The organism is Cerasicoccus sp. TK19100 (genome assembly GCF_027257155.1).
Classification (GTDB): Bacteria; Verrucomicrobiota; Verrucomicrobiia; order Opitutales; family Cerasicoccaceae; genus Cerasicoccus; species Cerasicoccus fimbriatus.
In genome coordinates this window covers 146,467-158,732 of sequence record NZ_JAPWDU010000001.1, presented here as the reverse complement: position 1 = coordinate 158,732, position 12,266 = coordinate 146,467, and the positions used below count along the sequence as shown (strand labels likewise).

General features: G+C 48.4%; 16 protein-coding genes. 8 read left to right on the top strand and 8 right to left on the bottom strand.

Annotated elements, in window-relative coordinates; translation table 11 throughout:
- The first annotated feature begins 104 nt into the window (after window positions 1-104).
- Window positions 105-299 (top strand): ribbon-helix-helix domain-containing protein, encoded by a 195-nt coding sequence (locus O3S85_RS00710; RefSeq protein ID WP_269537087.1) that lies wholly within the window; start codon window positions 105-107, stop codon window positions 297-299.
- Window positions 300-839: 540 nt separating this feature from the next.
- Window positions 840-2,735, top strand: a complete 1,896-nt coding sequence (locus tag O3S85_RS00705) for a cold shock domain-containing protein (RefSeq protein WP_269537086.1) — start codon at window positions 840-842, stop codon at window positions 2,733-2,735.
- A gap of 270 nt (window positions 2,736-3,005) precedes the next feature.
- Here the strand turns inward: O3S85_RS00705 and O3S85_RS00700 are convergent, their stop codons facing one another.
- From O3S85_RS00700 to O3S85_RS00690, 3 genes are all read right to left on the bottom strand, one after another.
- Window positions 3,006-3,431 carry a DUF6082 family protein gene (locus O3S85_RS00700; protein ID WP_269537084.1) on the bottom strand — a complete coding sequence of 142 codons (426 nt, stop codon included), beginning with the start codon at window positions 3,429-3,431 and terminating at the stop codon, window positions 3,006-3,008.
- A 68-nt stretch (window positions 3,432-3,499) separates the two neighbouring features.
- Window positions 3,500-3,715, bottom strand: a complete 216-nt coding sequence (locus O3S85_RS00695) for a hypothetical protein (RefSeq protein ID WP_269537082.1) — start codon at window positions 3,713-3,715, stop codon at window positions 3,500-3,502.
- Window positions 3,712-4,464 (bottom strand): PEP-CTERM sorting domain-containing protein, encoded by a 753-nt coding sequence (locus tag O3S85_RS00690; protein WP_269537080.1) that lies wholly within the window; start codon window positions 4,462-4,464, stop codon window positions 3,712-3,714. The genes O3S85_RS00695 and O3S85_RS00690 overlap by 4 nt, the downstream gene beginning before the upstream one ends.
- 74 nt (window positions 4,465-4,538) lie before the next feature.
- Here O3S85_RS00690 and O3S85_RS00685 point away from each other — a divergent pair, with 74 nt between their 5' ends.
- Window positions 4,539-5,255 carry a tyrosine-type recombinase/integrase gene (locus tag O3S85_RS00685; protein WP_269537078.1) on the top strand — a complete coding sequence of 239 codons (717 nt, stop codon included), beginning with the start codon at window positions 4,539-4,541 and terminating at the stop codon, window positions 5,253-5,255.
- 64 nt (window positions 5,256-5,319) lie between these two features.
- Window positions 5,320-5,487, top strand: a complete 168-nt coding sequence (locus O3S85_RS00680) for a hypothetical protein (protein ID WP_269537077.1) — start codon at window positions 5,320-5,322, stop codon at window positions 5,485-5,487.
- 12 nt (window positions 5,488-5,499) lie between these two features.
- On the opposite strand, the gene O3S85_RS00675 is transcribed toward O3S85_RS00680, so the two are convergent.
- Both O3S85_RS00675 and O3S85_RS00670 read right to left on the bottom strand, forming a co-directional pair.
- A complete protein-coding gene (locus O3S85_RS00675) occupies window positions 5,500-6,111 on the bottom strand; it encodes a hypothetical protein (RefSeq protein ID WP_269537076.1) in 612 nt (203 codons plus the stop codon).
- A 64-nt stretch (window positions 6,112-6,175) separates the two neighbouring features.
- The gene (locus O3S85_RS00670) at window positions 6,176-6,814 is read right to left on the bottom strand and encodes a helix-turn-helix domain-containing protein (protein WP_269537074.1); all 639 of its coding nucleotides are present in this window, start codon (window positions 6,812-6,814) and stop codon (window positions 6,176-6,178) included.
- A 190-nt stretch (window positions 6,815-7,004) separates the two neighbouring features.
- Here O3S85_RS00670 and O3S85_RS00665 point away from each other — a divergent pair, with 190 nt between their 5' ends.
- Window positions 7,005-7,187, top strand: coding sequence for a hypothetical protein (locus O3S85_RS00665; protein ID WP_269537073.1), 183 nt, complete (start codon window positions 7,005-7,007; stop codon window positions 7,185-7,187).
- 75 nt (window positions 7,188-7,262) lie between these two features.
- Window positions 7,263-7,709 (top strand): helix-turn-helix domain-containing protein, encoded by a 447-nt coding sequence (locus O3S85_RS00660; RefSeq protein ID WP_269537071.1) that lies wholly within the window; start codon window positions 7,263-7,265, stop codon window positions 7,707-7,709.
- Window positions 7,710-7,791: 82 nt separating this feature from the next.
- On the opposite strand, the gene O3S85_RS00655 is transcribed toward O3S85_RS00660, so the two are convergent.
- Together O3S85_RS00655 and O3S85_RS00650 are read right to left on the bottom strand one after the other, a co-directional pair.
- Window positions 7,792-7,923 (bottom strand): hypothetical protein, encoded by a 132-nt coding sequence (locus tag O3S85_RS00655; protein WP_269537070.1) that lies wholly within the window; start codon window positions 7,921-7,923, stop codon window positions 7,792-7,794.
- Between the two features lie 26 nt (window positions 7,924-7,949).
- Complete coding sequence (locus O3S85_RS00650; protein WP_269537068.1) at window positions 7,950-9,839, bottom strand: ParB/RepB/Spo0J family partition protein; 1,890 nt, start codon at window positions 9,837-9,839, stop codon at window positions 7,950-7,952.
- Window positions 9,840-10,526: 687 nt separating this feature from the next.
- On the opposite strand from O3S85_RS00650, the gene O3S85_RS00645 reads away from it, so the two are divergent.
- Complete coding sequence (locus O3S85_RS00645) at window positions 10,527-11,075, top strand: hypothetical protein (RefSeq protein ID WP_269537066.1); 549 nt, start codon at window positions 10,527-10,529, stop codon at window positions 11,073-11,075.
- A gap of 5 nt (window positions 11,076-11,080) precedes the next feature.
- Here O3S85_RS00645 and O3S85_RS00640 read toward each other — a convergent pair whose 3' ends face one another.
- Window positions 11,081-11,578: an RES family NAD+ phosphorylase gene (locus O3S85_RS00640; protein ID WP_269537064.1), complete on the bottom strand. Its 498-nt coding sequence runs from the start codon at window positions 11,576-11,578 to the stop codon at window positions 11,081-11,083.
- A gap of 136 nt (window positions 11,579-11,714) precedes the next feature.
- Here O3S85_RS00640 and O3S85_RS00635 point away from each other — a divergent pair, with 136 nt between their 5' ends.
- Window positions 11,715-12,242 (top strand): hypothetical protein, encoded by a 528-nt coding sequence (locus O3S85_RS00635; RefSeq protein ID WP_269537063.1) that lies wholly within the window; start codon window positions 11,715-11,717, stop codon window positions 12,240-12,242.
- Window positions 12,243-12,266 lie beyond the last annotated feature (24 nt).

Below are 12,266 nucleotides of genomic sequence, written 5' to 3'. Positions count from 1 at the left end.
AGCTGGCCAGCATTGCCGATCTTAAGCGCAGCAGTGGTAGGCGTATAATTTGCCTTGCTGAAACCGCTTGCTCTCCGACCTGATGGCGATATTGATTTCTCATTATGGCTAAAAAGAAAACCGCGAAAAAGGCCAAAAGAGCCACACCCTCCAAGACCAAACGCGCCCCCGGTAAAACACAAATTTCCATCAGCTTGCCCATAGACCTGATTGAGAAGGTGGACAAGCTCGCTGCAGCACAAAACCGCAATCGCTCCAATTTCATTGCGACGGCCCTGGAAAACCTGACCAACGAATAGCCTTACCAATCAGCCTCAGGTGTAGCCATAGCTGGACAAGTGGGGCAGCTACGATTTTGGCGTTTCAGAATCCCCAAATACACAAGACAGCCGATTCCATTTAAGAGCACGTAGGTGGACGGCTACGGCACAATGATAAAGGGATCCGCCACGAGCTTACGCTGGTCAAGCCGTCACCTCCGTTGCCGCTGCAGAGGGTCAATTGCATCAGGGCGGCATCCTGCAACATGCCGGTGCTAAAGTCTGTGAAACTCCACGCGATGGAGGGAGCGTTTACAGAATTGAGGACCTGAATAATCTCTTCCTCGATGATGGAGCCGTCGTCAGGACGGGAGCCTAGGAACAAGCCAAAGCGCATATTGCCGATACCGATGTTGCGATTACTCGTGCGCACCATGCTCCGTTGGTCGCACTTCCTGCTGCCCATTTTGATCGACATGTAAAGGCCTAGAAAATTTGGGCATTCACGGTGCTTTCAGCTTCCTACAGCCGTCCGCAAAAAATCATTTACTCACTGTTAGTTTTAAATAGACATGAAATATGGCTCTTAATCCGCAATTCTTCAATCATGATGCCCAAGCCGGGGGCTTTGATCCACATACACACGTTGGAATGGACATCGATCATTTTCATCAAAGTCAGAATATACTTATTGAGGGAAAGCGTGGAACCGGGAAAACACACATCCTAAAGATGATCGATAATTATTATATGCTCAATTTCAATGAGCATAAAATTTTACCGGTCTATGTATCTTTGGCTCAGATAAGTGAACACGCCAAAAAGGATTCAACTCAATTTCGAATGCATCTATATACGCATATCGTAGAGCGATGCATCGAGACAGTTAAAAAGCATAAAAAACAAATACGCGAAGAAGATTCATTGCTGATCAAAGCACTGACCAAATTGAAATCTCTATTTAATATCCCGGCATCTTCCCAAGTTGATCAGACTTTAGATGAAATCCATGAACTTGCGGAAGGCTTACGCCAGAGCCTTGAATTCGACTTGTCTTCATTTGACTCAGCTTCAAGCCAATTTAGAAACAGAAAGTCCGGTGCTTCATTTAAATCCAGCGTAAAGGCCAAGTCGCCAACATTTGACGGAAATGTCTCTTTGAACTTAGAGTCAGAAGAATTTTCTGGAGAAGACTTTAAAAACTCCAAAAATTATGTTGGATCAAAACTCGCTCACCAAAATTCAGAAAAATTCCTAGTAGAATTTCTGAAGCAAATCCAAATTATCCTGGATTTAAATCACTCACTTCTACTAATTGATGAATGCTCTGAAGCAAGCGTGAGAGCTCAAGTTGAAGTCTTTAGGCTTTTTAAAACAATCCGTGGCGCATCAACACTTCTTCCAGATCGTCAATGGTGTGTATTTTTTATTGGCACTGTTTACCCAAGAGGGCAGACATACTACCCAACGCGCGAGCGTGATGAATTCAGCTTTGAACCTGGCCAAGATTGCGCAATGGAATTTATTCAGTGGGATGAAACCGACCTTGAGACGTACATAAAATTTTTCGAGGATATGACCCTGCGGCGGGCAAAGCATTTCCTCGATATGAAGGGGGACTTCAATAGCGTTCAAAAAGAGCTCTTTGAATCAGAGGAAACTTTCAGACTTGCCGCTTATTGTGCGAATGGAATTCCTAGACGCTTCTGGGATTTCGTAAAAAGAGGATATGATCCTTCTCGAAATTGCGTGCTAAAATCCCATGTGGAGTTTGCGGTCAACGAGTTTACTAACAATCAGTTACTATCAACCGGTCCGTTAAGCGAAAAAGACGTTGAATATACCAATTATCTAATAGATCGCCTTATTGACAGGAACAACGACATTCGTCACAAGAATAACAAAAAAGAAAGAAAAAATAATTCTTTGCCACACACAATTTACCTAAGCATAGCGAGAGAACGAGTAAAGGCATTTGATCGGTTAATCATGCAAGGTGTTTTTCATGACAAAAGCCGCATGAGAACGAAAGCAAAAAACACGATTCAACCTATTTTATCGTTGGACATGAGCATTGCATACTCATTTGATTTAATACCAAGAAAGAGATTTGTTAAAACGTTAACAACAGACCTTCCTCGGTCTCCTCAAAATGGTTTTCACCAGGCCCTTGTGGTTAAAGATTATTTGGAGCGCCAACCGACAACCAAAAAAGGCAGTAACCCCATTAATGATCGCGATAAAAGTCACGCTAAGAAGAAAGAAAGAAGCGATGCAGAACACTTTGGCATAATTGAATTTGAGCGAGGGTCATTTGGCTTTATAGAGCAAGAAGAAACAGAATCTCGAATATACTTTCAATCCAGAAGTATAAAGCATGACTATACCATTGCATCGTTAAATAGAAAACGTGTCAGATTTCAACTCAAAGATAAAGGGTCTGGACGTGAAGCGATCAATATCTACAAGGCGTAGGTGAAGTTTCAGTGCGCATAATTCTCTTTGTGAATACCAATCAAGCTTCAGCTAGCATCAATATTATTCTATCATTATGGCCAATTAGAAGCATGTTAAATAGACCAAAAAGGCCTCACCCTCCAAGACCAACCGAGCCCTCGGCAAAACATAGATGTCCATCAGCTTGGCCATAGACCTGATCGACAAGGTGGACAAATTGTCAGCATCCCAAAACCGCAATCACTCGATTTTTATTGCGACTGCTCTGGAAAAGCTGACGACAGAAAGCTAGGGCTTGTCAGTGTTGATAAAATTCCGAAATTCCGCCGGATAGTAATCTGCCTTCTCGTCCCAATGACGCCGAATATTGGGACGATTCAGGGATTCCCGGATATCTTGCTGAAGGGATTGCCAGCTTGATCGCGAAAGAAAGCCCTTTCGTCCACCGTGATGGATAATTTCCATATGGTTTAGCCATAGTTGAGCATAGTGACGTTCCTTAGGCATATCAGCAGAGGACTCACCGGTGAGCACCTTCATCAGCTCTGGGTCATGCATGGCCATTTGGACCAGCTCACGGTTGACAGCATAGATGTTCATACCAGCCTCAAACTGACGCTGACGGTGATTCCGCCATAGTTGCCACAGAATGAGCGGGAATCCTAGTGTCGCCGCAACGCCTTCAAGATTTGAAGCTAACCAATCCAACGTCATAAAAATGTCCTCCCGCAGCGGTTATAACGCCATCGGGAGGACATGTAAACGGTGCACACCGTTGTGTGCTAAAGGTGGCCAGTCAGCTTATCGAAGACTTCACGAGGGATCGCCACAAAGTCCTCATGAGCCGGAGTTGCGAGAGTCGCCTTCTCTGAATCGGTGAGTCGGCTTCCCTGTATAAGCACACGGTTATCCTCAGTAAAGAGAAAGGCCGGGCAGCCGCCGTTCATACAAAGGCCGTGCTGCGGACCTTGTTCGCCGATGATTTTGGTGAGTTTCATGAGTGCTTTGAGTTGTGTTTACGTTGAATGAGGAAAAGGAAGACAGCCCCGCCCAGTATCAGCGCATATGTAGAGGGCTCGGGCACCGTTGAGATGGTGAACGTGGCGCTCGGCATAAAAAAGCCTGCAAACGCGGGGGATGGCATCGTATCTGAGAAATTGATAACCGTCTGCACAAAGCCGGGATCAATCTCCAGATCATCAAAAATGATGGTTCGCGGCACTATATCCTCGTCGGCCAGCTCAATATTCTCCATCGACGCGAGCAAGGTATTGCCTGGTCCATACACAAAAATGTCGATCTCCTGAAAGGTGATAGGCTCACCTGCATCTTTAAAGGTAATTGAGATTTCCGTTAGCGTGCCATTCCCGCCATTTGTAGGACTTAGCGGTCCTCCATCAAAGACAAGGAGCGCGGCATTGAAGGGGCTTGGAAACGCTGCTGGAATCAGCACACCGGCAACGTCGTCGTTCAGCGGGTCGATGATTTCTGGCGCATGGGCGCTTGCGATTGGTCCCAGCAACGCTCCGGTGACACCTTCAACCGGTAAGCCCGTATTGAAATCAATCAGGTTGAAGAGCTCGCCAGTTTCCGGGTTAAAGCCATTGGTGTTTGGCGCTGTAATCCCGTCGGTAGGCTGGAGATCGTAAACAAAGGAAAACAACGCGCCGGAGGCCGTTGGAGCCAGTGTGGCAGTTAGGGCAATGGCCGATAAATGACCAACCCAGCGAATGCGCGAGAATTGCATAAGTATGTATGTGTTTGGTAGGATGTTTTTGAAGGAATGCCCCAAAATTACCAATTCTGGGGCATACGAAGCCCATGAACTATGCCCCCAATGCGATGTCCGTGGTGGATCGCCACGGATGGCGCAAGTATCTCACACACAGCGAGCTCTTGCGTTTTATCGACGCCGCATTGCGGCAGCCGCCAGAGCGACGCTTGTTCGCTCTGATGCTCGTTCTAACGGGTTGCCGCATTTCAGAAGCATTAGCCCTGACAACCCACAGTTTTGACCTGGAGGCGGGTTTCGTCATCATTCGCACCTTGAAGCAGAGGCGACGCAAAAAGCGTTCCTGGCTCTTTCAACTCGTGCAATTCTTTCAATGGGTCTGGCCGTGGACTAAGAAGAAAAAATCACCCCCAAAACCACCGGTCTATCGCTACCGTTGGGTGTGTCTCCATACCTCATACTTACAATCCTTGCAAAAGTTCTTTGACCTGGGCAATGCCAACGCCACCCATGAAAGGCTCTGGGCAGTTGATCGTAAAACTGCGTATCGCTGGATCAAAGAGATTATGACCGAGGCAGACATATCCGGTCCGCACGCCCATCCCCACGCAATACGCCATACCTTTGCGATGATTCATTCCGATGAATTCAAGACGCCGCAATCCCTACTACAGCGCCTCATGGGCCATGCGGATTCCAAAACAACAGAAATCTATCAGCAGCTTCATGGGCAGGAGGAATTGAAGTATATGGAGGCAATGTGGATGAAATTAAAAATCGACAAGAGGCGCAATTTTCACTTGTGACAATGCCCCAGAATTGGTAATTTTGGGGCATATTGTGATTATGATCTTACAATAGGAGGCGGCAATGAAAATCCAAGATGATATCCACTCCCGATTGCGGGCCTTGGAAGCGCTGGACACTGGAGACGACCTATGGGAAACCCATCCCGATGCGGCTTTAGAAATCTCCCAACTGGCCGAATACATGGCCCGAAAAACCTTCAACCGTCTCAGTTGCGCCCAATCCAATTAAGGCAAGTGAGTGTTAGCGTTCATTTTGACGGCGTGGGATTGGCAGCCGTTGCATTTGCCGATCAGGAATAGGATAAGGCTCTTTGAGCCGTTTGCAGCGTATCGGGCATTCTGCGGTGTTCATGCTTAGTTTGGAGTCTGCATATAGCACTGACTGCATGAATGAGCCGTGATAAAAATACGCGAGGCTCTGTCCTTCCGCAAAGGCCAGAAAGCCTGCGATCTCTTCCTTAATAAAGCGACGGCTGGCGTTTACTACATCCTCTGATGCCGCCCGATTGGTAAAATACCGGGCAATATCGCTATCCAAACAGGCGTGGAACCTTTCGTCCTGACTGTCCATCTCGTTCACCAATTGAAGATAGGCCGGAAAAGCGGGCATTCCCAAAATATCATCCCAGCGACAAACGGGCGTATTTCCAATATAATCGGCATTCTCGGCCAGCCATTTGTCTCCGAGCGAACGGGCGAAGGCCTCGGCGTCATCTGATTGCCGTTCCGCAAAATCATAGCGATGTAGTGTATCCACCAAAATAAGGGTTGTCGGGCCAACACGCTCCTTGAGTTTGTCCAGCGAATCCCGCAATTTCGGGCCGCTAATCATGTCGGCAATGTTCTCTTTCAAGCTGATCTGGAATGCCGCCTCGGCGCAGTTCTGCCAGCCCGAATTCAGTTTAACGCTATAATGCCTAAGCATACCGCGACTCCGCGGTCGATTGGGTGGGCATGGAACCATGCTCCCATGAGGCGTTAAATAGTCCCGTCAAAGCCGCCGTCAGGTGGGGCAACCAAGCAATTTGAATTTCATTTCCCTCTTTATTGGAAAAGGCTGTAAATTCACCAAAGACAAGAAACGGAGCATGGGAGTAATGCTCTTTTGCAATGTAGCGATACTCCTCAAGGGGGTATCTAAGATAGGTATCACCCTCTTCGACCAGAAAGCGGAATTTAACGCCTTTGTCCCTGAGCCGCTTTTCCCGTTCAATGCATTCAGGCGGTGTGACGGAATCCTTTCCATAGAAAAACAGCACTTCGTTCCCTTTGGCCGTCTGGGAGTAGATTTCATCAAGCAAACGGGCATAAGCGTCGTCTCCTTCCAACGACTGCACCGTGTGCGTGACTTCCTGAAGGCCGTTATCAGTGAATTTGATGCGGTGAGCCTCAAAGGTGCCGAGGATCTTCGCCTTGTTGTCATGGCTCAAATCAGAGCGACTGTTTTCATACCTGTAGATCGAGTTCTTATTGACGCCAGAGCGGGAAACCAGGTCATCGAGCGACCATCCCATCCAGGCGCGGGCTGCTTTCAATTGCTTTGGGGTCAATGACACATCTCACCTATCAATTCAGAGTGGTTATTTTATCGTCCCAAAGTAGCACGACTTGGTTAATAAGTTTACAATATAATCACTTTAATATGATATTATGTGATTTTGCTATTGACGTGGTGCACAAAAGCAACTATAACGAACACAGAACGGGGACAAAAAGTCTCCGGAACAAGGAAAAGGAGACAGGAACATGACGGATTTTGAGAATATAAGAGCTTTGGAGGCGAAGCATGGGGAGATTGGAGCAAAGGTCATTTACGCCAATTTCATCAATCCAGACGGCACTGCGCCGGAAGACTATCAGGAGTATGCTAAATTATGGGGCCATCCCTCTCATAAAGCCAGCATAGCCGCCTATGGATTGGCTGCATAAATCACGTGGGCATAGCTGCCGTCAGACGATGAAAGAACATATATCCACTAAAAAATGACAGCGACAAGGAAAGTAATGATGTCAAAAGTAAAACAAGGGCCAAACCCCATTGATGTTCATGTAGGGGGACGTTTACGTCAGTTACGCAACTACAAGGGGCTGACACAGGAGCAACTTGCCAACAGTGCCGACATCACCTTCCAACAAGTTCAGAAATACGAGAACGGACGCAATCGCCTGAGTGCGAGCCGATTAGTCTTGTTTGCCCAAGCCTTGGATGTTCACCCGATGTATTTTTTTGAGGGAATTGGAGGCATTGACATATCTCTTCCGACCAGCAGCAAAAAAATCTATCAGGAGAAAGATACGCCAGATGCAAAATCGAAAGAAGAGATGCAGGTATTACGCTTATTCCGAGCAAGCCCAGAGCATGTTCAAGCTGCTGTCCTCGGGCTGTTAATGGATATGGTGAAGGCTTTAACTCCAAAGGAATCTGAGGAAGGCGAGCATGGCCAGACGTAAAGACTCATATAAACTCAAGCTGCTCCAACTGCACAATCTCGAAATAGAATGCTGGACCGAAAGTCCATTTCTGGCCCTTGCGTTAGAGGGCGTAGAGCGACATGGCCGTCAGGTCTTCGATATTCGAGTTGGCGATACCCGCATCCTCGGCACCTGTGAGCTGAATACAAGCGTGGTTGAGGATAAAAAATAGGCTAGTGGCCGATCTGGCCACTAGCCTATAGGTGCGAGCCGTCCTCTTTACACGACGGTCATGCAATCAGGACTCCATTCCGCCATCCGCTTTTGTGCATCGGCATTGATGTAGGGAGTCTGGCTGTTGGGGTCGAAGGCATCCCCCAAGGCGCTGGCCATGTCCGCCTTCTTGTCCTTGGTGTGGCGCTGAACGAAATCCTTGTCAATCACCTTACCCGCCACTTCTTCCATGTAAGCTTTGGAGGTTCGGACAAAGAAATCCGCGTTCGGCGTCCAGTAATTAGCCACGTCTGCGGAAATTACTCCTGCCACATGCTCTAGCGTGCGGTCATAACATGGCGAATTGTTCAATTGAGGCTGGAGCATGATCGTTGCGGCATAGGCTTGGAGGGTGATTTTCTCGTCCTCGGTTAATGCGCGGTAGGCCTCGAAGGCCTCGACTTCATCTTCCATCTCGAAACAAGCCAGCGGTAGCTTGGCCACCCTTGATTCCAGCAATTCCCGCGCATCCAATAGGCCCATGTCTCCCTTCTTGGAGGTGCAACCTATTCCTTCTGCCCGATTGGCCTTCAGGTTAAAGGGAGTAGGAGCGTAGATGCGCAGAATGGTATTCAGCGTGTGATAGGCCAGTAAATCTCTGGCGATGGTGGGATTCTTGAGCAATTCGAGCTTCAACACTTCCAGCCTAATAGCGGATAAATCCTCGCACAAGGCGCGGCTTAGCTCGGCGGGCTGGTCGGCCTTTTCCTCTTTGGCCTTCTTCTTGACCTCCGTAAGCATGGGGTCATCTTCTGGCCGGACGTAGCCGAGCCTCACAGTGAATTTCCCCATAGGATCGAGGCTTAGAAATCCACCTGCACCTCCTTTCTGCTCGTCGGTGAAGGCGTGGGCCTTGGCTTCCAGCTCGTCCCGCTGCTCGTCGATGTCCTCACACTCCTGATAGAGATCATCATCCCCGCCATTGGCTGCATCTACGATTTCCTCATAGCGTGCGTTGAGCTGGTCGAGCTTGACCTGATCTTCGTCAGACAAACCCACCTTAACAGGGTGCAACTGGCGCATCCGTTGTCCTGCGGTGTAGTCAGCATCAAAGGCGTATTCTATCCACTTCCAGCCGTCCTCTTTCAGACGGTTGGCCTCGGCCTCCATTTTGCTGCTGGCAAGGGTGGTCAACAGGTCGGCGTCTTTGTAGTAAAGGACATCCTCAAAGAGATCGGTGCGAATCTCCCCTCCCGCTGCCTCGTAGGCCTCACGGCCCACAATCTTTGTGAGCTTGCTGGAACTGGGAATTTCATCCTCGGTGATCGCGGAGCGGATATGGTCACTGTGCAGACCATGCCAATGGCCTTTCAGAGACTCAAACACGGCCTCTTGCCTTTGGTGGTCGTCGGTGATGGTGAAGGCACACGCTGCTTGAAGGTCAAACTTGCCCTCCCTGAACGCATCGAGCAGGACGGGGGAAAGCCGTCCGAGCTTCAACCGCTGCTCTACCAGTTTCGGGGTGGCTCCGTGGCGGGTCGCAATCTCCGACACACTTAAACCGTCATCGTGCATTTTGGTCCATGCCTCAAACTGGTCTGCGGGGTGCATGGCCAGACGGTGAATGTTTTCTGACAGGCTGGCGCTGGTGTGCTGGTCGGTAATCAATTTACACGTCACGGAGTGGGTAGACTTGATCTTCTTGCGCTTCACCAAAATGGCGAGCGCCATTCTCCGGCGTTCCCCGCCAGTGACGGCGAACTTGCCGCCTTTGGCCTTCCGCACAACCAGATTTTGCAACAGGCCTTCAGCCAGAATGTTGTCGGCCAGCGCATCAATTCCTTCGTTAGAACGGGTCTTACGTGCATTGTCGGAGTCTTGGATAAGCTTGTTGAATGGCACCTCGATAATGCCGTCTGTAGCCTTGGTGGACTGCGTTGTCGTTGTCTTACTCATGGTATGTGTTCTCCTTATTTGGGTTTGGTTTTCGATGAGCGAAGCTCTGCTCGCTCGCTCGCAAAACCTGCCCTTCGGCGAGAACGGGGAGGCAAGGTGCAACGTTAGGCCGCCAAAGGCGGGGCCGGTTTGGTGGACGTTGCACCGCGCCAGGGGCGGCGCCCCTTAGCTTTTATTCCATCTGCCCTTGGGGGCGTTGCGGGGGACTGCCCCCGCTGGAATGGGGTGCGCTCAAGACTCAAGACTTGAGCCAGGGGAAAGGCTTTTCCCCACAGAATTTACAAAATCTCGGGCAACCGGCGGCCGGATAATGAGATAATGGGATAACTAAGATAAAGAGAGAGAAACAGGATAAGGTAAGATAACTACGCTCGCAGTCGTGAGCCCTGCAATAGAGGGGAATATTATCCAAAACATCGCGCATTTCTGCATCTATCGTTGTCAAAACGGCGATTTTCTGCACTTACTGGACTTTCAAGGAATCATCTAAACAGTGGCTATGAACCCTGCCCCTCCGATTCTACGCATACCTTAAGTTATTGCTAGACAACTTCTTATATGTTCTCATTTAGAAAGTTAAGCCTTACATCCAGTAGGGAGTGACCAGGGGGAAGGTGAACATAGCTCATAACCAATGAGACCGATGTTGTAGCTGACTCCCTTTTTTTATTTTAAACCGCATATATCATGAATAAACGATCTCAGGTCATTCAGGAAAAACAGACCAAGCTCCGTCGTGAAATGTTCGGGGAGGATTCAGACGACCGTATTTGGACACTTGATGAAAAAGGATTTGGTTCGATCCCGAGAACGATGTCGTTGATAATGTCTTTGTTTCCGGAGTTATGCGGCAAAAAATCAAATCCTTCCCAGACCTACGTCGATCTGTGGTGTCTATCCTGGGATGGTGGCTTGGTTGAGATCAGAAATGAAAAGGATCGAGCCTATGCAAGTGGTTACAGTTCTAGCCGACGCGTCCGGAGCTGGAGGGAGAGAATGAGTGAGCTGGAGAAACTCGGCTTTATTGAGACGCGGCCGCGGGGCGGAGAAACATATGGTTATGTGATGCTGGTGAACCCGTATTTGGTAATCAAAAAGCTGATTGATGAGAAAGCTGTATCCGATGCTTGGAAAGGGGCATTCTTGGGTCGTATGAATGAAATTGGCGTATCCTTTCCAGAACCTCCAGAAAACAAGAAAAAGTCTGCATCAAAGCGCAAGCGGAGAGTAATCTAGTGAGACTACTGGAATATTCGAAGCTCGCCATTCACGAGTTGGTGCTCCTGTGGTAGTAAAACAATACACTGCCCTGATTTACTTTTGAGTGCCATCTGACGACTAGGATACCGGACACCAGACAATCCGTGATCCATTGTTAAGCAATACGCAATGTCTTGACAGAACTTATAGCTCCCATCTTCCGGCGATCCAGTAAGGGGATGATTTAGGCAATTGTCGGTCGCGAACTTATAGGCATCAAACACATAAATAGTTCCAGGCTTAACCCGATATAAATCCTTTTCATTGAAGTTATGCCGGACTTCGTGTGCCGCTGTTTCCTGCGAATCAGCAAGATAGAACGCGTTTACACCATCCTCATTGTAACGGCCTTCCTTCTTAGAAGCCGTAAGCGGCGAGCCGGTGTATCGATAAGAAACCCAATTCCCAGTGACCTCAATCGGCATTACATAATCATTAATGTTCACACCAGAAATCAATGCCGCCAAGTTCGTATTCACTGAGCCCATGGATGGGACTATTCAGCAAAATTCATTGTGCAGCAACAAGATTTGAAGCCCAACAATCGACGGATAAAAATACTGACGATTCAATTAGATAATTGAGTATTTATGCTAGTTCATGCCTAATCTGGGCATGGAAATGACATTCAAAGCACTCCCGGCTCCGGACGATCTGCGGATAGAAGAACTTGGCGGTTATTTGATGATGCTCATGGAAGCGCCAGATAGCCCCTTTCGCGTGTCGAAGGACGCTCCGATGATAATGTGTCAGGTCCTAGAGCCGGGCTTGCTTAAAAGATCTGAACCGCCAGAGCAGGAAGAGATGGGCTACCGTCTCGTAATTATGGCCGACCCCAATTTTATCATGCACATATTCGAGGCCCTGGAGCGGTTTAAAGATCGTGAGATGACCGAGAATCCTGATCTCGGAGATAAGCGTGGGAATCCTAAGAAGGTTAATCCATCGCCAAAGATGAAGCTGCGCACTGTCTATCAGAAGATGGAACAGCAGAATATGACCATCCAGTCAGTCACAATGGCAGATGGAGAAGACTTCCACGGATTTTTTTGCTTTCTCAGGACCAAGTTCACCATTGAGCAGTTTATTAAAGAAATGAGTTCTCCTAGTTCAGAACACCCGGCAGTAACTGATGGGGTTTAGCGGAGAATGAAACTTATAACTAGA